We start from the raw sequence: 21,486 nt of genomic DNA, 5'->3' as shown, positions 1-21,486 counted from the left end.
GCGACCGGGTGCTCGGCTGCACTGCAGGGCACCGCTTCGACGTCAATCGTCGCGGCTACGCCTCGCTGCTCAGCGGCTCAACCAAACTCATCGGCGACTCGGCGGCCATGCTGGACGCCCGGGAGGCCTTCCTGGAGAAAGGCTGGTACACGGAGCTCCGGGACGCCCTGAGCAGCCTGGTTGGAGCCGGCCATCCCCGCCGCGTAGTCGACATCGGCTGCGGCACCGGCTACTACCTCCGCGGCGTCCTGTCCGTTCTCGAAGCGTCCTCCGACGCCGGCGGACCGTCGGCCGACCTCCGCGCGCTGGCCGTCGACCTGTCCCCCGTGGCTGTCAGCCGCACCCTTCGCAGCGCCACACCCCCGGCAGATCCCGGCGGCCCAGAGCCCGCCACGGCGCACACGGCCGGTCTGGTGGCCGATGTGTGGTCGCCCCTGCCGATCCGCGATGCGGCGGCCGACGTGATCATCAACGTCTTTGCTCCCCGCAATGCGAGCGAATTCCACCGCATCCTCACCCCCGACGGCCTCCTGGCCGTGGTGGTGCCGCACCCGAGCCACCTGCAGGAGCTGCGCGCGGCCGGCCTCGCGCTCGACGTGCACGCCAACAAGACCGACGCCCTGGTCGAGAGCCTGGCCGGCGGCTTCCGGTTGGAGTCCACCCAGGACATCTCGACGGTGCTCTCCCTCTCGCCCTCCGACGTCGGCGCGCTCATCGGCATGGGACCGTCCTCCCACCACACCGGCTCCCCTGCGCCCTCGGCAGCGGCAGCGCCCACCGACGTCACGGTCGCGTTCCGGTTGCTCGGCTTCCGTCGTACCGGAGCCTGACGGCGCCCACGCTCCCGGATGGGGACACAAAAAGGCGCCAGTGACCGAGATGGTCACTGGCGCCTATTTCTGGCTATCAGCGGGCGAAGAGGCCCCGGTAGTACTCGTAGACCCAACCGACGAGGCTGATCACGCCGATACCGATCCCGATGTAGGCAATCCAGAACCCCGCCGCGAGACCGAGGAACAGCAGAGCCGCACTCGCCGCCAGCATGATGGGCCACCAGCTCCAGGGGCTGAAGAAGCCCATCTCGGGGTCACCGTCGTCGATGTTCGCGCTGAGGGTGTCCTCGGGCAGCTCGCCGCCCTGGGCCTGGTGCACCTTGGACAGGTAGAAGGCGACGAACGCCACCAGCACACCGCTCAGGGCGATGCCGAAGGTGCCGACCCACTCGATTCTGCCGTGCAGCGGATCAACGAGACTCCAGACCACGTAGACGGCCGTGAGGAGGGCGAAGAAGACAGCCAGGATCCAGTACAGCTTGATATTGGCATTCATCTACTTGACCTCTTCCGATGCGGCATCGTACGTCGGGGCGTCGGGGGCGTCTTTCGCCGGGCCGATACCGACGGGCATGCCGGCCTCGGGGTGGTTCAGGTCGAAGGCAGGACGCTCGGAGCGGATCCGCGGGATCGACGTGAAGTTGTGCCGCGGCGGCGGGCACGAGGTCGCCCATTCCAGGGAGGCGCCGAAGCCCCACGGGTCGTTCACGGTGACCTTCGGAGCCGAGCGGGCGGTGATGTACACGTTCAGGAAGAACGGGATCATCGAGACGGCCAGAATCATCGACCCCACCGTGGACAGCTGGTTCATCCAGGTGAAACCGTCTTCGGGCAGGTACGAAGCGTACCGACGGGGCATACCCACGACACCGAGCCAGTGCTGCACGAGGAAGGTGGTGTGGAAACCGATGAACAGCAGCCAGAAGTGCCACTTACCCAGGCGCTCGTTCAGCATCTTGCCGGTCCACTTGGGCCACCAGAAGTAGAAACCGCTGAACATGGCGAACACGACGGTGCCGAACACGACGTAGTGGAAGTGCGCGACGACGAAGTACGTGTCGGAGACGTGGAAGTCCAGCGGCGGCGACGCGAGGATCACACCGGTGAGCCCACCGAAGGTGAAGGTGATGAGGAAGCCGATGGCCCAGAGCATGGGGGTCTCGAAGGTGATCGAGCCCCGCCACATGGTGCCGATCCAGTTGAAGATCTTCACGCCGGTGGGAACCGCGATGAGCATCGTCATCAGCGAGAAGAACGGCAGCAGCACCGATCCGGTCACGTACATGTGGTGCGCCCACACCGTGACGGACAGCGCGGCGATGGAGATGGTCGCGTAGATCAGCGTCTTGTAGCCGAAGATGGGCTTCCGGCTGAAGACCGGGAAGACCTCGCTGACGATACCGAAGAACGGCAGCGCGATGATGTACACCTCGGGGTGACCGAAGAACCAGAACAGGTGCTGCCAGAGGATGGCTCCGCCGTTTGCCGGGTCGTAGATGTGCGAGAGGAAGATCCGGTCGCTGGCGGCGGCGAGCATGGCCGCGGCGAGGACCGGGAAAGCCATCAGGATCAGCAGTGACGTGACGAGGGTGTTCCAGGTGAAGATGGGCATCCGGAACATGGTCATGCCGGGGGCACGCATGGTGATGATCGTGGTGATGAAGTTCACGCCACCGAGGATGGTGCCGAACCCGGACAGGCCCAGGCCGACCATCCAGAGGTTGCCGCCGATTCCCGGCGAGAACGTGGTCGAGGCCAGCGGTTGATACGCGAACCACCCGAACGAGGCCGCACCCTGGGGGGTGAGGAAGCCGCCGACGGCGATCAGGCTGCCGAAGAAGAACAGCCAGAACGAGAACGCGTTCAGCCGCGGGAACGCGACGTCCGGGGCACCGATCTGGAGGGGCATGAGCGCGTTGGCGAACCCGAAGAACAACGGCGTCGCGAACATCAGCAGCATGATCGTGCCGTGCATGGTGAAGAGCTGGTTGTACTGTTCCTTCGTCTGCACGATCTGCAGGCCGGGCTCGAAGAGCTGGGCGCGCATGACGAGCGCCATCACCCCGCCCAGGCAGAAGTAGATGAACGAGGTGATCAGGTACATGTACCCGATGACCTTGTGGTCGGTGGAGGTGATCCACCGGACGACGATGTTGCCCTTGCGGTCGACGCCGGTGGGGCGAGGAGCCGGTGAGGCGACGGGTGCGCCGGCCGGAGCGGTTGCTGTGCTCATGGTCTAGTTGCCTTCCTCAGCCGTCGGGGCGCCGGTGCCCGGGAGATTCGAGTTGCGGTCGTACTCGTTGGAGACCTGGCCGTCATTGCCGGCCGCCCGCAGGGAGTCGACGTACGCTTCATAGTCGGCCTCGGAGACCACATCGACGTTGAAGAGCATCAGGGAGTGGTACTCACCGCAGAGCTCCGCGCACTTGCCGGCGTAGGTGCCGATGCGTTCGGGGATGACCGACATGTAGTTGGTCTTGCCGGGGATCATGTCCTTCTTGTAGAGGAAGTCGATGACCCAGAAGGAGTGGATGACGTCGCGGGCCTCGAGGGCGATCTCGATCTTCTTGCCCACCGGGAGGACGAGGGTCGGCAGCTCGGATTCGACGAGCGCACCCTTCTCACCCTCGAGGTCTGGCTGCCCCTGGATGCCCTGCGTGAAGACATCGTCGGTGACGTAGTTGAAGTCCCAGGCCCACTGCTTGCCGATGACCTCGATCTTCACGTCGGGCTCGTCGAAACGGGCCTCGATGGCGTTCTGGTCACGGGCGGTGAAGGCGAAGAAGCCCAGCACCAGGATGAGCGGCACGATCGTGTAGAAGATCTCGATCGGCATGTTGTAGCGCAGCTGCACCGGCAGGCCGGTCTGGCCCTTGCGACGGCGGTACACGACGACGGCCCAGATGGTCAGGCCCCACGTGATCAGGCCCACGATGAGCAGGACGATCCACGAGGTGGTCCACAGACCGGAGACGCGCTCGGTGTTGTTCGTTACCGGCGCCTCACCCTCGACGAAGCCGGGCAGGTACCCGTTGAGTTCGGCCTGACTGCATCCGGCGAGAACAAGAGCGAGCGTTGCTGCGACCGGAATGGCGGCCCATCGGAGACGGCGGTTTCTGAGCACCGGTGACCTTTCGGGAGACGTGAGGGCACTACACAGGAAGTGCATTTATCATCTCTAGCCTACTCCGGGTCGGTTGCCGCGGAGTGCAAGCGGGGCCCGTCAGCCGAAGTTTTCCTTACGATTGGGTACCGAGCGCAAGGGTCGAAGGGCCTGTTCCGGTCCCCATTCCGGGGGCTGATCGACAGAGCGGCGAGTCCGCCTGATAGGCCACAGGGAGACCATCCGATGGATGGTCTCCCTGGGTGTGCGACGTGGCGGGGCGGCTGTTAGTGGAACGAATCCCCACAGGCGCAGCTGCCGCCGGCGTTCGGGTTGTCGATGGTGAAACCCTGCTTCTGGATGGTGTCCTCGAAGTCGATCGAGGCACCTTCCAGGTAGGGCACGCTCATCTTGTCGACGACGACCTCGACACCGTCGTAGTCCCTGACCGCGTCACCCTCGAGGGTGCGCTCGTCGAAGTAGAGCTGGTAGATCAGGCCGGAGCATCCGCCGGGCTGCACGGCCACCCGCAGGCGCAGGTCTTCGCGACCCTCCTGGGTGAGCAGGCTGCGTACCTTCTGGGCAGCGACATCCGTGAGGCCGACCCCGTGGGCTTCGGTGCGGGTTTCGATCGTGTCGGTCATGGTTCTCCTCGGTATTATCCGGTTTTCGCATCCGGCGGCCTCCCTCGATGACGGGGAATCCGCACGGCGAATGCTATTCATCCTACCTGCCGTTACCCGGAAACGGCTGGACGGGCAGGGAGCGGGATTCAGTCGGTGGAACCCGTGCGCCCGTTGAGGCGGCCGAGCAGGAAGGCTTCACTGAGGATCGCCCGTTTGAACACCCCCAGGTGCAGGGACTCGTTCGGGCTGTGCGCCCGGGAATCCGGGTCCTCAACGCCGGTGACGAGAATCTGCGCCTCCGGGAACTCCCGGACCAGGTCGGCGATGAACGGAATCGAACCGCCGACACCGATATCCACAGGCTCCACTCCCCAGGCCGCTGTCATGGCCAGGCGCGTCTCGGCCACCGCCCAGCCATCGGTGTCCACCAGGAACGGTTCCCCGGTGTCGAGGTCGTCGATGTCGATGTGGGCGCCGAAGGGCGCGTGCTCACGCAGATGCGCCTCGATCAGTCCCGCGGCCTCGACGGCGGACTGTCCGGGAGCGATGCGCACGCTGATCTGCACGCTGACCGACGGCGTCAGGGTGTTGGAGGCGTTGGCGACGGTGGGCCCGTCGATGCCGGTGACCGTGAGGGCCGGCTGGGACCAGATGCGGCTGAGGATCGAGCCGTGCCCGATGGGAGACACCCCGGGCAGCAGGCCCGTCTCGTCCCGCAGGGCGTCCTCGGCGTATGGCGGGGTGGGCGCGTCGTGGCTGGTGAGCCCGGCGACGGCGACGGATCCGTCCTCCGCGTACAGGGTGCCGAGCAGTCGGATGGTTGCCAGCATGGCGTCGGGGACGGCGCCGCCGAACATACCGGAGTGCGAGGCGTGCGCCAGCGTGCTCACGGTGAGGCGGAAGGTCACGTTGCCACGGAGCCCGATGGTGATGGCGGGAGTGTCGACATCCCAGTTGTTGGAATCGGCCACGACGATGGCGTCGGCACGGAGGGCGTCCTTGTTCTCGCTGAGGAATGTGGCGAAGGAACGACTGCCGAACTCCTCCTCCCCCTCGATGAAGAGCGCCAGGCCCAGGTCGATGTCGCCGCCGGTCACGGCGACGAGGCCGCGCAGGGCGGCGATGTGGGCCATCACCCCGGCCTTGTCGTCCGCGGCACCGCGCCCGTACAGCCGGTCACCGCGAACTGTCGGCTCGAACGGCGGCGATTCCCAGTGCTCGTCCTGCCCGGGAGGCTGCACGTCGTGGTGGGCGTAGAGCAGCACAGTCGGCCGACCGTTCCTGGCCGCCCGGGTGGCGAGAATGGCCGGCTGGCCCAGTTCGTCAGATCCGGGGATCCCCGCCTGCGTCACGGTCACGGAGTCGAAAATCCCGATCTCGCTCACCAGGGCTGCGACGGCCTCGGCGCTGGTGCGCACGTGTTCGCGATCGAAGGCGGCCCAGGACACCGACGGGATGCGGACAAGCGCACACAGGTCGGCGAGCGTGCGCGGGAGCTCCTGCTCGACCGCGTTCCGCAACCCAGAATCGAGCGGCCCGTCGGCGTCCGGCTGAGTGATTCCTGCTGCTGTCTCCACGGTATCCATCATGCGAGTAATCTTAAGGCAACCTGACTGCAAGGAATTGATGTGGCTAAGCAACCTGTAAACCCCGACGCAGAACCGTCGATCGAGACCGTCGACCAGACGAAGGCTCGCCTCGCGGGCACGCCGACGGGCAAGGGCCAGCCGACCCCGAGTCGCCGTGTCCAGGAGGCCGCCAACAAGCGGCCGCTGGTTCCGGAGGACCGCAAGCTCGCCGCGAAGCAGGCCAGGGCCAAGTCCGCCGAGGCCCGCGAACGGGCCCGGCTCGGCATGGCCGCCGGCGAGGACAAGTACCTTCCGCTGCGTGAACGCGGCCCGCAGAAGCGCTTCGCGCGCGACTACATCGACGCCAGGTTCAACGTGGGCGAGTTCATGATCCCGGTCATGTTCCTGGTCATCCTGCTCACGTTCTTCCCCGACCCCTCGGTGCAGACCTACGGCATCCTCGCCCTGTGGGCGTTCTTCCTCGTCGCGATCGTGGACTGCATCATTCTGGGCTTCATCCTGACCAAGAAGATCGAGGCCAAGTTCGGCGCCGACCGGGCCGAGCGCGTGCGCTGGTACGCGGCCATGCGCGCCCTCCAGCTGCGGGTCATGCGTCTGCCCAAGCCCCAGGTCAAGCGCGGACAGTACCCCGCCTGATCCTCACGAGCCGTTCTCGTACGACCTGCCCCTCCACGCGACGCGTGTGAGGGGCTTCGTCGTTCACGCCGGTCAGCGCCGGTAGGCGCCCAGGCGGATCACCGGCACGCGAAGTTCCTCATCGGTGAGCGAACCATGCTGACCGACCATGTTCCGGGCCGACTGGTTCGGTTCCCGGGAGTCGTAGTAGGCGATGAGCTTGCGGGCGGCCACGATGACATCGCCGATCCGGCTGGCGGCGTCGGGCCGCACCATGCCGAAGAGGCCGGCGTCCATGGCTTCTGCCCGGGTGAACACCCAGGCCCGCTCCCCCTCGACCGACCGCCAGGCCTCGGCCAAGGCATCCGCGTCCACGCCCGGCTCGGTGTAGAGGTGCAGGCACCGTGGGTCGCCGCCGATGTGACGCACGCCGGCGACGAGCTCTGGCACCGTGTCGAAGAGCACCTGCTTGGCAGCGGGGACGTCCACAACACCGTGGTCCGCCGTGAGGATGAGCCCTTCGTCGGCGCGGAGGCCGGCCGCCGCGCGGGCCATCTCGGCATCGAGGCTCTCCAACTGGGTCAGCCACCGGCCGGACTCCCAGCCGTGCGCGTGTGCAGCGATGTCGAGCTCCGGAACGTACAGGTAGATGAGCGCACGGGGCTCGGCGTCGAGGATCTCCCGGGCGGCCCCGAACCGGGCCGCGATGGACTCGGCCGGGACATACCGTGCACCGCGGAGCACGGCCTGACTGAAGCCGGAGTCGGCGAACCGTTTCGGTCCGACCGCGAAACTCGGGATGCCGGCCGCGTCGGCCGCGTCGAAGACCGTGGGCTGCGGCTGCCAGCTGAGCGGCTCCATCCGGTCGTCCCACCCGGTGAGCTGGTTGACGACCCGGTCGTTCGCGGAGTCGAGGACCCGGTACCCCACCAACCCGTGCGCGCCGGGCGCCAGCCCGGTGGTCAACGAGGCGATCCCCGCTGCCGTCGTGGCCGGGAAGACGCCGTCCACGGCGTCGGCCTTGGCCAGATGCGCGGTGAGGAAGCGGGCATGCCCCGCCCTGGCCCGGAGGTTGGCGACCCCGAGTCCGTCGGCCAGGACCACGACGGCGCGGGCCGCAGACGGCAGGCCCAGCGGGTTCGGGGCGCTCTGCAGCGATGCCAGCGAACTTGTCAGGACATCGGCAAGGCGAACGGCACTGAAAGGCCGGACCGGTAGCATAGGGGACATCTGGCCCAGTCTGACATAGACGAGGCCGCACGTATTCTTCGCGCACGTCCGTGCGCATCAGCCTGGCGCAGCCGGTCCTGCCGGTGTGCCCCACCCAGCAGAATCTACGAATGAGCCGCTCAGACAACACCGTGCCCACCGCGTCCACCGAGCGCATCGAAGACGTCGACGTGTCGACGGAGATGCAGGGCTCCTTCCTGGAATACGCCTACTCGGTGATCTACTCGCGGGCCCTGCCCGACGCCAGGGACGGGTTGAAGCCGGTGCAACGCCGCATCCTGTACCAGATGAGCGAGATGGGCCTGCGCCCCGACCGCGGCCATGTCAAGTCGGCGCGCGTCGTCGGTGAGGTGATGGGCAAGCTGCACCCCCACGGCGACACCGCCATCTACGACGCCATGGTGCGTATGGCCCAGGCGTTCACCCTGCGGGTTCCACTCATCGACGGTCACGGCAACTTCGGCTCCCTCGACGACGGCCCGGCCGCACCGCGGTACACGGAAGCGCGTCTGGCCGCGCCGGCGCTGTCCATGACGGAGCACCTCGACGAGGACGTCGTGGACTTCGTGCCCAACTACGACAACCAGCTCACCCAGCCCGACGTGCTGCCGGCCGCGTACCCCAACCTCCTCGTCAACGGCGCCAGCGGCATCGCCGTGGGCATGGCGACCAACATGGCGCCGCACAACCTGATCGAGGTCATCGGAGCGGCCCGGCACCTGCTCGCCCACCCGCGCGCCACCCTGGACGAGTTGATGGAGTTCGTGCCGGGCCCCGACCTGCCCACCGGAGGCACCATCGTGGGCCTGGCCGGGATCAAAGACGCGTACCTCACCGGGCGCGGCAGCTTCAAGACCCGCGCCAAGGTGTCGGTCGAGGCGATCACGGCCCGTAAGGCCGGGCTGGTCGTCACCGAGCTGCCCTACCTCGTCGGCCCCGAACGTGTGATCGAGAAGATCAAGGACGGCGTCACCTCCAAGAAGCTCAGCGGGATCTCCGACGTCACCGACCTCACGGACCGCACCAAGGGCCTGCGCCTGGTGATCGGCATCAAGACCGGCTTCAGCCCCGAGGCGGTGCTGGAGCAGCTCTACCGGTACACCCCGCTCGAGGACTCCTTCAACATCAACGCCGTCGCCCTGGTCAACGGCGGGCCGCAGACCCTCGGTCTGGTGGAACTGCTGCAGGTCTACGTGGACCACCGCATCGAGGTCGTCACCCGGCGCTCCGCCTACAGGCTCGCGCGCCGGCGCGAGCGCCTGCACCTGGTGGAGGGACTGCTCATCGCGATCCTGGACATCGACGAGGTCATCCAGGTCATCCGCGCCAGCGACGACACCGACCAGGCCCGCACCCGGCTCATCGACGTGTTCGACCTCAGCCAGGTCCAGGCCGAGTACATCCTCGAACTGCGGCTGCGCCGCCTGACCCGGTTCTCCCGCATCGAGCTCGAGTCCGAGCGTGACCAGCTGCTCGCCGAGATCCGCGAACTGGAGACCCTGCTGGGCAGCAAGCAGGCCATCCGCACCCTGGTGTCCACCGAGCTCGCCGCCGTGTCGGACCGGTTCGGCACGCCGCGCCGCACCCTGCTCACCGAGGCGCGACCGAGCATCGCCGGCGCCTCCGCCAAGCGCGCGGCCGTGCTGGAGGTGACCGACACCCCCACCCGGGTGTACCTGAGCACCACGGGCCGCATCGCGAGGGTCGACCTGCCGCAGTCGGACGACGACCAGGCCGAACGCATCACGCCTGCGCACCGCCGCAGCAAGCACGACGCCGTACTGTCGGCCCTGGACACCACCAGCCGCACCGAGATCGGCGCCGTGACCAACCGCGGCCGGCTCATCAGGTTCTCCCCCGTCGACCTTCCCGTGGTGCCGCCCACTTCGATCCAGCTGGCCGCCGGCGTGCGCGTGCGGGACTACCTGTCGCTGGCCGGCGGCGGCGAGCATGTACTCGCCCTCGTTGCACTGACGGGCGACCGGTGCATCGCCATCGGCACCCGGTTGGGCGTGGTCAAACGGCTCACCGCGAACGACTGGGCCAACAAGCCCGATTTTGAGATCATCGCGCTCAAGCCCGGCGACGAGGTTGTCGGAGCCGTGCAGGGCACGGAGGAGGACGAACTCGTGTTCGTCGCCTCCGACGCCCAGCTGCTGCGCTTCCCGGCCGCGACCGTGCGGCCGCAAGGCCGGACGGCCGGCGGAATGGCGGGCATCAAACTGGCCACGGGAGTCAGCGTCGTGTTCTTCACCAGCCTGCCTGCCGACGCCGCCGACACCGCTGTTGTCGCCACCATCGCCTCGAGCAGCCTGACGCTCCCCGGCACCGATCCGGGTAGCGCGAAGGTCTCCGCGTTCTCCGAGTACCCGGCCAAGGGCCGGGCCACGGGAGGCGTGCGCTCCCACCGCTTCCTCAAGGGCGAGGACCTCATCAGCCTGGCCTGGGTGGGCGCGGCGCCGGCCCGAGCGCTCGGCATCGAGGGCTCACCCCGCACCTTGCCGGAGACCGGTGCACGACGGGATGCTTCGGGCGTCATGCTGGACGCCGTGGTCGGGTCGATCGGCGCCGGGATCGGCTGACCGGCGTCCCGGTCGGCCCGCCCGGTGCAGCCGGAGCTTCCCGCAGTAGGGTGGGGCATGGCTGATCTGAGCGGTTCCACCATCCTGGTTGTCGGCGCAACAGGCGGACTGGGGCGGGAAATCGCCCGCCAACTCTCCGAGGCCGGGGCGACCCTGGTGCTCAGCGCCCGGGACCCGGCGGCGATCGCCGCGCTCGGACTCGGCGGCGCCGTCGTCGCTGCCGACCTGACCGACCCGGCCGAGATCCGTCGTCTGGTGCAGGTGGCCGTGACGGTCACCGGCCAGCTCGACGGGATCGTCGTCGCGGCCGGCGTCGTCGCGTTCGGCCCGGCCGCCGAGTTGGCCCCGGGAACGGTCGAGCGGCTCTTCGCCGTGAACGCCGTCGCGCCCATGCTGCTGCTCCAGGCTGCGCACGCGGCGCTCGGCGCCTCGGCGGCGGCGGGGCGCTCCCCCGCCTTCGTCACACTCAGCGGGGTCGTGAGCGAGAGTCCCACGGCCAACCTCGCCGCCTATTCCGCGTCGAAGGCGGCACTGGCGGCCTTCGGCACCGCGGCCGGACGAGAGCTGCGCCGCTCGGGCATCCGGATCCTGGACGCGAGGCCGGGGCACACCGACACAGCCCTGTCCACGCATCCCATCGACGGCACAGCACCGGCACTCCCCCGGGGCCTGGACCCCGTCGCCGTCTGCGCGCGCATCGTGCGCGCCATCACCGACGGCGAACGTGACCTGCCGAGCACGGCGTTCACCGCCAGCTAGCCCGCAGCACCCAGGCGAAGAGGGGTCAGACGTCGATGCGGTCGCGGCTGAGCTTGTCGGCGCTGTCGACGATGAACTCCTTGCGCGGTGCGACATCGTTGCCCATGAGCAGTTCGAAGACCTTGCCCGCCATCTCGGCGTCGGCCACCTGCACCCGGCGCAGCGTGCGGTGCGAGCGTTCCATGGTCGTGGTGGCCAGCTGGTCGGCGTCCATCTCGCCCAGGCCCTTGTAGCGCTGGATCGGGTCCTGGTAGCGCTTACCGCTCTTCTTGAGCGCAGCGAGCACGCCCTGCAGTTCAGGCTCCGAGTAGGTGTAGATGGTCTCGTTGGGCTTGCTGCCCGGGTTCATCACGATCACCCGGTGCAGTGGAGGCACCGCGGCGAAGATCCGGCCGGCCTCGATCATGGGCCGCATGTACCGGAAGAACAGGGTGAGCAGCAGGGTGCGGATGTGCGCGCCGTCGACATCGGCGTCGCTCATGATGATGACCTTGCCGTAGCGCGCGGCGGAGAGGTCGAAGCTGCGCCCGGAGCCCGCACCGATGACCTGGATGATGGAGGCGCACTCGAGGTTGGAGAGCATGTCGGAGACCGACGCCTTCTGCACGTTGAGGATCTTGCCCCGGATCGGCAGCAGCGCCTGGTGTTCGCTGTCCCTGGCCAGCTTGGCCGTGCCCAGGGCGGAGTCGCCCTCGACGATGAACAGTTCGCTCAATGCCACGTCGTTGCTGCGGCAGTCCACGAGCTTTGCCGGCAACGAGGAGCTCTCCAGGGCGTTCTTCCGCCGCTGGGTCTCTTTGTGCGCCCGGGCGGAGATGCGCGACTTCATCTCGGCGACGATCTTGTCGAGCACCACGGCGGACTGCGTCTTGTCGTCGCGCTTGGCCGAGGTGAAGCGCTCGGTCATGGTCTTCTGGATCACAGCGGCCACGATCGCGCGCACGGCCGGGGTCCCGAGGACCTCCTTGGTCTGCCCCTCGAACTGCGGTTCGGGCAGCCGCACCGTGAGCACGGCCGTGAGGCCGGCCATGATGTCGTCCTTTTCGAGCTTGTCACTGCCCACCTTGAGCCGGCGGGCGTTCTGTTCGACCTGCGCCCGCAGGAACTTGAGCAGTCCGGCATCGAACCCGGCCTGGTGCGTGCCGCCCTTGGGCGTCGCGATGATGTTGACGAAGCTCTTGACGACGGTGTCGTAGCCGGTCCCCCAGCGCAGTGCGATGTCGACCTGGCAGTCCCTGACCAGTTCGGTCGGGATCATGGCTCCGGAATCGGTGAGCACGGGCACCGTCTCGGTGAAGCTTCCGGCGCCGGTGAGCCGCCAGGTGTCGGTGATCGGGGTGTCGACGGCGAGGTGGTCGACGAACTCGGAGATGCCGCCGGCGAAGGTGAAGGATTCCGCCAGGGGCGTCTCCCCCCGCCGGTCGTCGATGTTGATCGTGAGCCCGGGGATCAGGAAAGCGGTCTGGCGGGCCCGGCCCATCAGGTCGTCGGTCTGGAAGGACGCGCCCTTGGTGAAGATCTGCCGGTCGGCCCAGTAGCGGATGCGAGTGCCCGTCACACCCTTCTTGACCTTGCCCACCACGCGCAATTCGCTGGTCTTCTCGAACGGGGTGAACGGCGCATCCGGGCTCTTCTCGCCGGTGTCGGCGAAGACCCCCGGCTCGCCGCGGTGGAAGGACATCGCCCAGGTCTTGCCGTCCCGGTCGACCTCAACGTCGAGACGTTCGGACAGCGCGTTCACGACCGAGGCGCCGACGCCGTGCAGCCCGCCCGACGCGGCGTAGGAGCCGCTGCCGAACTTTCCGCCGGCGTGCAGCTTGGTGAACACCACTTCCACACCGGACAGGCCGGTCTTCGGTTCGATGTCCACCGGGATGCCGCGGGCGGTGTCGCTGACCTCGACGCTCTCGTCGGGGTGCAGGACAATGCCGATCGACGACCCATGCCCGCTCAACGCCTCGTCGACGGAGTTGTCGATGATCTCCCAGAGGCAGTGCATGAGCCCGCGGGAGTCGGTGGAACCGATGTACATGCCGGGGCGTTTGCGCACCGCGTCGAGGCCTTCGAGGACCGAGAGGTGGCGGGCGGAATAGTCAGAACTCACAACGGTTAAGAATAGTGACCCCGAGCCGTGCGGCTCCGCAGGACACCCGTGTGGAGCCGGATACGCCCGGTTCGCCGCGTGAATGCTACGCGGTGAGCGAAATGTCACCCAACTGTGGCCCAATCCGGGCCCGGCCGTGTTTACATGGTCAGTAAGGATTCAATTGGTATCACCTGGTATCAGTCTGGAGGAGGAGAATATGTCCCAGATCGCCACCGAAAATGGTGCCGTCGACCAACAGGGCGCCCCCCACCAGCTCACCGCGGCCGACCGCTGCGACGCTTGTGGCGCTCAGGCCTACATCCGTGTAGTCGTGAATAACAGCGAGTTGCTCTTCTGCGCCCACCATGGTCGCAAGCACCAGGAGAAGCTCGCCGCGATCGCCGAAAGCTGGCACGACGAGTCGAGCCGACTCTTCGAAGACCAGAAGTCCTAGAGTCGGGCTCGCTCCGGCGAGTCCTACTCTGAGGCGAGGCTGAGCCGCACTGCAACCTGGTTGCGTGCGGCTTTTGCCATGTCATCGACAGTCGCGGTGTGAGCGGATGCGTTCAGGGTGATCCCCCGGGCGGCGCACGCCGCGCCGAGCAACCGATCGGCCAGCACGGGGTTGCGCGCCAGGACCGGCCCGTGCAGGTGGGTGCCGATGAAGCTGCCTTCACGCGTTCCCTCCGTGCCGTCGCCGTTCCCGGTGCCCGAGAGCACCGACCCCAGTGCGGCCGCGGCATTCGCATACCCGCGCGCGTGATTCTCGAACCCGATCAGTCGCTCCGCGCCTGTGGCCACGACGAGGTCGTCGGTCACGCGAGTCGGCCGGACCGTCGCACGGCCCCGTACGAGGGCGAGACCGTCCACGGTGCCGCCGCCGGGCAGGTCCACTGCGTCGCTGAGCAGTTCCCAGCCGGTGCCGACGGCCAGAACCGGCACCCCGGCGGCCAACCAGCCGCGGAGAGCAGCCGAGAGCGGCCGCAGGGCATCCCTGACGCCGCCGAGGTCGGTGTCCGTTCCCGACCCGATCACCACGAGGTCCACAACGGGCGGAAGGTCGGCCGGGGTGTGGACGGGCACGACAGAAGCCTGCAGCCCGGCCCAGCGAGCCCGCTGGGCGAGCACCCGCGCGTTCGCGGCGTCGCCGTTGGTGTCGAGCAGGCGTGGGAGCAGCGTCACGATAGTGAGGGTGGCCGACTGGTCCACTGTCATGAGGGGTCCGCTTCGTTGGTGGCCAGACCCAGGTGCGCGCGCGTGCGGCGCATGGAGTCGGCCGAGAAAATAATGGTCTTCATCCCCGTGGCCGGTTCAGGCAACGCGAGGAAATCATCCAGTGCGCGGCCGAGATCGGGTTCCACCCGGTCGACCGTGACACCGTCGTAGACGAGCTGCAACGCGATGTCGTGGGCCTTGGACCCCGACGCGATGAGCACGTGGCCGAGACCCGAGGTGTCGGCCGGCCACAGGTAGGACGGGTCACGCACGTCGGAGCCGACGGCGACGAGGATCTGCTCGGTTCCGGGGGCCAGGCTGTCGACATTGAGCTGGAAGCTGGCCGGGTTCTGCACGAGAACGAATTCAACGCTCGTGCCGCGAACGGTGACAACTTCACCGCGACCGAAGACCGGCGCGATGCCGGAGATCGCGGCGGTGGCACGTGCGGCGTCGAAGCCCGTCCCGAGAGCAGCGCGGGCCGCGGCCAACGCCGTCAGCGCATCCACGGCGTAGTGCGTGCCGCGCGCGGGCAGCCGGACCGCCAGGTCCGTTCTGTCGACCCGCACGCGGGCGTCCCGGCCGTCGACCGCGGTCAACAGCATGCCGTCGTCGTCGTTCAGCCGGGTGGCGGCCGTGGCCGCGTAGCCGAGCCCGCGAGGGTTGGCGGCGAGGACGGCCTCGGTCACGCCGTAGCGCCCCACCGACACGGGCGGGCGGATGGCGTCACCGATGTCGACGAGGTACCGGTCGTCGGCGTTGATCACGACGGTGCCGGTGGCACGCGCGGCGATCTTGGCGAGCATCGCCGCGACCATGTCGGAATCGTGGAACCGGTCGATCTGGTCGACCATCACGTTGGTGAGCACTACGACGCGCGGCTGCAGCGAACCGGAGATGAGAGCACCATGGCCCTCGTCCATCTCCAGCACCGCGATGTCGCCGGCGATCCGGCCCGTCAGGCTGACCTGTTCGAGCAGGGCCGAGGTGAGACCCTGGCTGATGTTGGCCGTGGACGGGTTCGTGAAGACCTCGGAGCCGTGCGCCCGGAGAGCAGCGACGAGCATCTTGGTCGTGGTGGACTTGCCGCTGGACCCGGTCACGATGACCAGCCCCTGGGGGAAGGAATTCAGGGTGCGCGGCAGGAACCCCGGCGCGATCGTGTTGACGACCAGGCCGGGGACGGCGGAACCCCCACCGGGCTTCCGCCAGCGCGCGAGCGTCCGCGCGACCCTCCCGAGGAGGATCGCCGGCGCGTACCGCACAGGCAACTCCTACTCGAGGTAGTCGCGGAGGGACTGCGACCGGGACGGGTGGCGCAGCTTGGCCATGGTCTTCGATTCGATCTGGCGGATGCGTTCCCGGGTGACCCCGAACGTGTCGCCGATCTGGTCGAGGGTCTTGGGCATGCCGTCACCGAGACCGAAGCGCATACGGATCACGCCGGCCTCACGCTCGGACAGCGAGTCGAGCAGGCTCTCGAGCTGCTTCTGCAGCATGGTGAAGCCCACGGCGTCGGCCGGCACGACGGCTTCGGTGTCCTCGATGAGGTCACCGAATTCGCTGTCGCCGTCCTCGCCGAGCGGGGTGTGCAGGGAGATCGGCTCGCGACCGTACTTCTGCACCTCGACGACCTTCTCAGGGGTCATGTCGAGCTCGCGGCTCAGCTCCTCCGGCGTGGGCTCGCGGCCCAGGTCCTGGAGCATCTGGCGCTGCACGCGGGCGAGCTTGTTGATGACCTCGACCATGTGCACGGGGATACGGATGGTGCGGGCCTGGTCGGCCATGGCGCGGGTGATCGCCTGACGGATCCACCAGGTGGCGTACGTGGAGAACTTGAAGCCCTTGGTGTAGTCGAACTTCTCGACCGCACGGATCAGGCCCAGGTTGCCCTCCTGGATCAGGTCGAGGAACTGCATCCCTCGGCCCGTGTACCGCTTGGCCAGGGAGACCACGAGACGCAGGTTGGCGCCGAGCAGGTGGCTCTTGGCCCGGGCGCCGTCCTTGGCGACCCACTGCAGTTCGCGACCGAGGGCGCTCTTCTTCTCGGCATCCGTCATCTGCGCGAGCTTGTCCTCGGCGAAGAGACCGGCCTCGATACGCATCGCCAGCTCGACCTCTTCCGCGGCGTTGAGCAGCGCGACCTTACCGATCTGCTTGAGGTAGTCCTTGACGGGGTCGGCCGTGGCGCCGGTGATGGCACTGGAGTACACCGGCACCTCATCCTCGTCGTCCACGAGCGACAGCACGAGCGCACCGCTGGGGAGCGGCTCGGCGGGGGCAACGCGCTTGGCGGAACCGTCGCTGTTCTCGTCGTCGTCGGTGTCGTGCTCGTCCCCGGGAACCACGACCTCGTCGTCGCCGGCGTCGGAGTCGCCGTCCTTCTTCTTACCGGCGGCGGCCGCCTTGGTCTTCGTGCTGGCGGCACGCTTGCGCGGGGCGGCCTTCTCGGGCGTGTCGGTGCCGTCGGCGGCTGCGGCGGCCTTGGCCGCGCGAGTCGCGGCGGCCTTCTGGGCGGCCGTGCGGGGCGCGGCGTCGACGGCTGCTGCGTCGACCGGCGTGGTCTCTGTGGTCTTCAATTCGGGCTCTGTCTTCGTTGGGGTTGCCATGCGAACACCTCTCATGCCGTAGTTCGTGCGCGTGCGGCGCTGCCCCCGCTCACCCGGTCGCTCGGCGCGGACCGGGTACGCACCAGGCGGGGTGGTGGGCAGTACGTTTGTGGAAGTACGTTTTTGGGCAGTACTAGGACCCATGTCAAGTCCCCGGGAATGCAGCCAACGATCAGCCGGTGTGCCCAGGAACCAGAACGGGTCCTATTGACAATTATTGCACGGATTGTGTATAAACCGAGCCACGCGACATCACTGACCGCGCCCGCGCCGACGCATCCGTCGTGAAAGTTCAACCCAGAGCGGGGCCACTTCTATTCCCTCATCGCGCGAGAGCACCCGCCTGGTGCGCTTGCGGGTCGTGACAAGCATCACCACTCCGGCGCCGATCACCACGAACTGCACCGCGAAGGCGATCCGGAACGAGTTCAGCGCGTACAGGTCGCTGGTGCCGCCCTGGGCCAGCCGCCACCCGTCCTGAAGGTCGAGGAGCACGCCGATCAGGAACATCATCACGAAGCTGGCGAGAAAACCACCCACGTTCACAACCCCGTTGGCCGACCCCAGGCTGCGTTGGGGGTTGAAGGTGCGGGCGAAGTCGAATCCGATCAGGGAACCCGGACCGCCGATGCCCAGAACGATCAGCAGGAGCACTACGAGCGGGAAGGGCGGCTCGACGGGCCACAGGAGCACCAGCGCCCAGGCCGTGCCCATGGCCGACACGATGCCGAGCACGATGTTGCTGCGGCGCAGCGGATGGCGAGCCGTGAGCACCCCGAGCACCGGGCCGCAGACGATGCCCGCCGCCACCGGGATGGTCAGCATGGCCGCGGCCATCCCCGACTCGTAACCCAGTCCGTAGACCATGAAGGGGAAGCCCCAGAGCAGGGTGAAGACGGTTCCGGAGGACTGGGTGACGAAGTGCGACCAGAACCCGAGCTGGGTTCCCGGCCGGCTGAAACTGTGCCGAAGCTGCGTGAGAGCGCTGCCCCAGGTGCCGGGCCGGGCCTGGTCGGCGGACCCCGCCGGCCTGTCCCGGATGGCGACGACCACGACGATGAACGCCGTGAAGGCCACCAGGGTGGCAACGAGGAATGCCGGCGTCCATCCCCAGCTGTGCAGGATCCAGGCCAGCGGAACGGCCGAGAGCACCTGGCCGAGCTGGCCGATGTTGCCGAACCACTGCGACAGTTGCGGCACGATGCGGCCGCTGAACCAGGAGGTGATCAACCGGATCATGGAGATGAAGATGGTGGCGTCGCCCGCCCCCACCAGCATCCGTCCCACCACCGCGATGGTGATCGACGGCGCGAACGCCAGAGTCAGCTGGCCGGCGACCATGAGGATGGTTCCGGAAAGCATCAGCACGCGTGGGCCGAACCGGTCGATCAGAACCCCGACCGGGATCTGCGCCGCCGCGTAGACGATCAGCTGCACCACGGCGAGGCTGGACAGGACGGCGGCCGAGCCGCCGAATCGTTCGGTGGCCGACACTCCCGCGATGCCGAGCGACGTGCGCTGCATGACGGCGGAGAGGTAGACGAACGACCCGAAGGAAAAGATCAACCAGGATCGACGAGAGTTCACTCCCCCCAATCTAGCCGGGTGCCCGGGAGGTCCAGACCACCCCCGCGGGCGCGCCCCTGACGGCGGCGGCCCGCCGGGTCAGCCGGGTTGGCCGTCGTCGCGGCCGCGGCGGGTCGCGAGGAACTTCTCCAGCTCGGCCGCGATCTCGTCGGCCGTGGGCAGCGCCCCGTCTTCGTCGGTCAACGGGGACCGCAGGGTGTTCCCCTCCATGTAGGCGTCGTAACGCTCTTCGAGGGTCCCGACCAGCTTGGCCAGTTCGGGGTTGTCGCCGACCTGCTCGTCGATCCGGGCGACGAATTCACGGTTCTTCTCCCGGAGCGAGTCGGTCCGGAAGATCAGGCCAGTGGAGGCGCTGGTGCTCTCCAGAGCGGACAGTGCCGCCGAGGGGAACTCGGTGTCCGCGAGGTAGTGCGGGATGAGGAGGACGTAGCCGATCGCCCAGGCCCCCATCTCCTGGAGCCGGAACTCGACCAGGTGCAGGGCGTTCGCGGGCACCTGGGTGTGCGGGCGCCAGACCGACATGCTCTCGATGAGATCGGTGCGGTTGCCGCTCACCGTCACGCCGATCGGCCGGGTATGCGGCACGGGCATGGGAATCGCGTTCACCCAGGTCGTCGACGACACCGTGAACCGGCTGACCAGCTCGAGCACGGCGGCCGTGAACTGCTCCCAGCGGAAGTCGGGTTCGAAGCCGGCCAGCAGCAGGAACGGTTGACCGATCTCGTCCCGGGCCAGGTACAGCCGCAGCCGCGGCGGCCGGTAGTCGGTGAGGTGGTCCTGGTCGAAGTAGATGATCGGGCGGCGGGCCCGGTAGTCCAGGAGCAGATCGGCGTCGAACTCCGCGATGACCGTGTGCTCCAGGGTCGCGAGCAGGTACTCGGTGAACTGCGAAACCGCTCCGCCGGCGTCGGTGAAGCCGGTCAGGCCCGCGACAAGATGCAGCCCTTCGGGGACGCCGGCGGCGTCCGCAGTGAGCATGTAGATTTCATCGGGATCGCGCATTCGTTAACTCTATTCGGGGTTTTTGCCCGCTGTCCGAGAAACCCGGCGCTCCGCGTGGTGCCCAGAGCGAACACCGGGCCCCGTAGCATCGAGGCATGACCGTTCCCCGCATTTCAGTGTCCGCACAGCCCGCGATCGAATCCACCGCCGACGTCATCGTCGTCGGCGCCGTCCAGGGCAAGGACGGTCCCACCCTGTTCGCCGACCCGTCCTTCGCCCCCCTCGCCGACCAGTTCCAGGCCGTCGGCGTCTCCGGCGCCAAGGACCAGGTCATGCGTTTCGCCCCCGTCGTGGGCAGCGCACGCAGCATCGCGGTCGTCGGTCTCGGCTCTGCCGTCACGCCCGAGTCACTGCGGTACGCGGCCGGGTCCGCCGTGCGCCAGCTCACCGGCGCGGCCACCGTGGCGTTCGCCCTCCCGCTGACGGATGCCGAGCAGGCCGCTGCGGTCCTCGAGGGTGCGGCTCTCGGCGGGTACTCCTTCACGACCTACCGCAGGGCGTCCCTGGCCGGCACCAGCCTGCCCACCGGAGACATCACCGTGCACACCGACCAAGCCGCCGCCGGTGCCGCCGACCGGGCGGACATCGTCGCCGGGGCCGTGAGCCTCGTGAAGGACCTCGTCAACACTCCCCCGCTGGATCTCTACCCCGAATCCCTGACCGCCCTGGCCCAGGCCGCGGCCGAGGGCCTGCCCGTCACCCTGACGGTGTGGGACGAGGACCAGCTGGTGGCCGACGGCTTCGGCGGGATCGCCGGTGTCGGGCAGGGCTCGACCCGCCCGCCCCGCCTGGTCAAGGTCAGCTACGCCCCGGCCGGCGCGGCCAAGCACCTGGCCCTCGTCGGCAAGGGCATCACCTTCGACACCGGCGGACTCTCGCTCAAGCCGCCGGCATCCATGGTGGGCATGAAGTACGACATGACCGGCGCCGCCACGGTGCTGGCCGTCACACTCGCCGCTGCGCGCCTGAACCTCGACGTTCGCATCACGGCCTGGCTGTGCATCGCGGAGAACATGCCCTCAGGCTCCGCCATCCGTCCCAACGACGTGCTCAGCATCCGCGGTGGACGCACGGTCGAGGTGCTCAACACCGACGCTGAGGGCCGCCTGGTCCTGGCCGACGGTCTCGTCGCGGCCGGCGAGGAAGAGCCCGATGCGATCATCGACGTCGCCACGCTCACGGGTGCCGCCGTCGTGGCCCTCGGCACGCGGTACTCCGCCGTGCTCGGCGATGACGACCTCGTGGCGCAGGTCCTCGCCGCCAGCACCTCGGAGGGCGAACTGGCCTGGCCGATGCCGATGCCCGAGGAACTGCGGGCCCTGCTGAACTCCGACGTCGCCGACATCGCCAACGCCAAGATCGGCAACACGGGCGGCGGCATGCTCCTGGCCGCCGTGTTCCTGCGCGAATTCATCGGCTCTGTGGGCGAGGGCGACAACGCCCGGACCATTCCCTGGGCACACCTGGACATCGCCGGCAGCGCTCAGCTGGTCGGCGGCGGACTCGGCTTCACGGCCCCCGGGCCCACCGGAGTCACCGTTCGAACCCTGTTGCGACTGGCCGAGGACTTTTCACGCCCGTAGTACAGTCGTATAGGCAGGAAAATCCTTGCCGTTCAACGCCTGTCCGCGCAGCATAATTGCGCTGGCA

At 68.1% G+C, this 21,486-nt stretch carries 18 protein-coding genes; 6 read left to right on the top strand and 12 right to left on the bottom strand.

The annotated features are described in order from the left end of the window. Positions 1 to 8: 8 nt before the first annotated feature. Positions 9 to 830 (top strand): hypothetical protein, encoded by an 822-nt coding sequence (locus PA27867_RS08670; RefSeq protein ID WP_236900886.1) that lies wholly within the window; start codon positions 9 to 11, stop codon positions 828 to 830. 76 nt (positions 831 to 906) lie between these two features. Here PA27867_RS08670 and PA27867_RS08665 read toward each other — a convergent pair whose 3' ends face one another. From PA27867_RS08665 to PA27867_RS08645, 5 genes are all read right to left on the bottom strand, one after another. After that, complete coding sequence (locus tag PA27867_RS08665) at positions 907 to 1,329, bottom strand: cytochrome c oxidase subunit 4 (RefSeq protein ID WP_066595329.1); 423 nt, start codon at positions 1,327 to 1,329, stop codon at positions 907 to 909. Further along, the gene (ctaD, locus tag PA27867_RS08660; protein ID WP_066595327.1) at positions 1,330 to 3,066 is read right to left on the bottom strand and encodes a cytochrome c oxidase subunit I; all 1,737 of its coding nucleotides are present in this window, start codon (positions 3,064 to 3,066) and stop codon (positions 1,330 to 1,332) included. 3 nt (positions 3,067 to 3,069) lie between these two features. Further along, positions 3,070 to 3,957, bottom strand: a complete 888-nt coding sequence (gene coxB, locus PA27867_RS08655) for a cytochrome c oxidase subunit II (RefSeq protein ID WP_120336996.1) — start codon at positions 3,955 to 3,957, stop codon at positions 3,070 to 3,072. A gap of 266 nt (positions 3,958 to 4,223) precedes the next feature. Further along, complete coding sequence (locus PA27867_RS08650; protein WP_066595323.1) at positions 4,224 to 4,580, bottom strand: HesB/IscA family protein; 357 nt, start codon at positions 4,578 to 4,580, stop codon at positions 4,224 to 4,226. 128 nt (positions 4,581 to 4,708) lie between these two features. Next, positions 4,709 to 6,151, bottom strand: coding sequence for a dipeptidase (locus tag PA27867_RS08645; protein WP_420480694.1), 1,443 nt, complete (start codon positions 6,149 to 6,151; stop codon positions 4,709 to 4,711). A 39-nt stretch (positions 6,152 to 6,190) separates the two neighbouring features. Here PA27867_RS08645 and PA27867_RS08640 point away from each other — a divergent pair, with 39 nt between their 5' ends. Continuing rightward, a complete protein-coding gene (locus PA27867_RS08640) occupies positions 6,191 to 6,787 on the top strand; it encodes a DUF3043 domain-containing protein (protein WP_066595321.1) in 597 nt (198 codons plus the stop codon). Positions 6,788 to 6,859: 72 nt separating this feature from the next. Here the strand turns inward: PA27867_RS08640 and PA27867_RS08635 are convergent, their stop codons facing one another. Then, positions 6,860 to 7,996 carry an alkaline phosphatase family protein gene (locus PA27867_RS08635; RefSeq protein ID WP_066595318.1) on the bottom strand — a complete coding sequence of 379 codons (1,137 nt, stop codon included), beginning with the start codon at positions 7,994 to 7,996 and terminating at the stop codon, positions 6,860 to 6,862. A 110-nt stretch (positions 7,997 to 8,106) separates the two neighbouring features. Here PA27867_RS08635 and PA27867_RS08630 point away from each other — a divergent pair, with 110 nt between their 5' ends. Together PA27867_RS08630 and PA27867_RS08625 are read left to right on the top strand one after the other, a co-directional pair. Continuing rightward, complete coding sequence (locus PA27867_RS08630) at positions 8,107 to 10,578, top strand: DNA gyrase/topoisomerase IV subunit A (protein WP_066595317.1); 2,472 nt, start codon at positions 8,107 to 8,109, stop codon at positions 10,576 to 10,578. Between the two features lie 57 nt (positions 10,579 to 10,635). Further along, positions 10,636 to 11,337 (top strand): SDR family NAD(P)-dependent oxidoreductase, encoded by a 702-nt coding sequence (locus PA27867_RS08625; RefSeq protein WP_066595315.1) that lies wholly within the window; start codon positions 10,636 to 10,638, stop codon positions 11,335 to 11,337. Between the two features lie 25 nt (positions 11,338 to 11,362). Here the strand turns inward: PA27867_RS08625 and PA27867_RS08620 are convergent, their stop codons facing one another. Next, positions 11,363 to 13,441, bottom strand: coding sequence for a DNA gyrase/topoisomerase IV subunit B (locus PA27867_RS08620; protein ID WP_066595311.1), 2,079 nt, complete (start codon positions 13,439 to 13,441; stop codon positions 11,363 to 11,365). 199 nt (positions 13,442 to 13,640) lie between these two features. On the opposite strand from PA27867_RS08620, the gene PA27867_RS08615 reads away from it, so the two are divergent. Then, complete coding sequence (locus PA27867_RS08615) at positions 13,641 to 13,877, top strand: DUF7455 domain-containing protein (protein ID WP_066595309.1); 237 nt, start codon at positions 13,641 to 13,643, stop codon at positions 13,875 to 13,877. A 23-nt stretch (positions 13,878 to 13,900) separates the two neighbouring features. Here the strand turns inward: PA27867_RS08615 and PA27867_RS08610 are convergent, their stop codons facing one another. From PA27867_RS08610 to PA27867_RS08590, 5 genes are all read right to left on the bottom strand, one after another. Further along, positions 13,901 to 14,638: a type 1 glutamine amidotransferase gene (locus PA27867_RS08610; RefSeq protein WP_066595307.1), complete on the bottom strand. Its 738-nt coding sequence runs from the start codon at positions 14,636 to 14,638 to the stop codon at positions 13,901 to 13,903. Then, complete coding sequence (locus PA27867_RS08605) at positions 14,635 to 15,903, bottom strand: MurT ligase domain-containing protein (protein WP_066595305.1); 1,269 nt, start codon at positions 15,901 to 15,903, stop codon at positions 14,635 to 14,637. Before PA27867_RS08605 ends, PA27867_RS08610 begins: the two co-directional genes overlap by 4 nt. 9 nt (positions 15,904 to 15,912) lie before the next feature. Continuing rightward, the gene (locus PA27867_RS08600) at positions 15,913 to 17,247 is read right to left on the bottom strand and encodes an RNA polymerase sigma factor (protein WP_066595303.1); all 1,335 of its coding nucleotides are present in this window, start codon (positions 17,245 to 17,247) and stop codon (positions 15,913 to 15,915) included. A gap of 252 nt (positions 17,248 to 17,499) precedes the next feature. After that, positions 17,500 to 18,834 carry an MFS transporter gene (locus PA27867_RS08595; protein WP_066595302.1) on the bottom strand — a complete coding sequence of 445 codons (1,335 nt, stop codon included), beginning with the start codon at positions 18,832 to 18,834 and terminating at the stop codon, positions 17,500 to 17,502. A 78-nt stretch (positions 18,835 to 18,912) separates the two neighbouring features. Next, the gene (locus PA27867_RS08590; RefSeq protein WP_066595301.1) at positions 18,913 to 19,836 is read right to left on the bottom strand and encodes a proteasome assembly chaperone family protein; all 924 of its coding nucleotides are present in this window, start codon (positions 19,834 to 19,836) and stop codon (positions 18,913 to 18,915) included. 95 nt (positions 19,837 to 19,931) lie between these two features. On the opposite strand from PA27867_RS08590, the gene PA27867_RS08585 reads away from it, so the two are divergent. Continuing rightward, positions 19,932 to 21,419, top strand: a complete 1,488-nt coding sequence (locus PA27867_RS08585) for a leucyl aminopeptidase (RefSeq protein WP_066595297.1) — start codon at positions 19,932 to 19,934, stop codon at positions 21,417 to 21,419. Positions 21,420 to 21,486: the final 67 nt, after the last annotated feature.

The organism is Cryobacterium arcticum, from assembly GCF_001679725.1.
GTDB lineage: Bacteria > Actinomycetota > Actinomycetes > Actinomycetales > Microbacteriaceae > Cryobacterium > Cryobacterium arcticum_A.
This window is presented reverse-complemented; position numbering and strand designations above follow the sequence as displayed.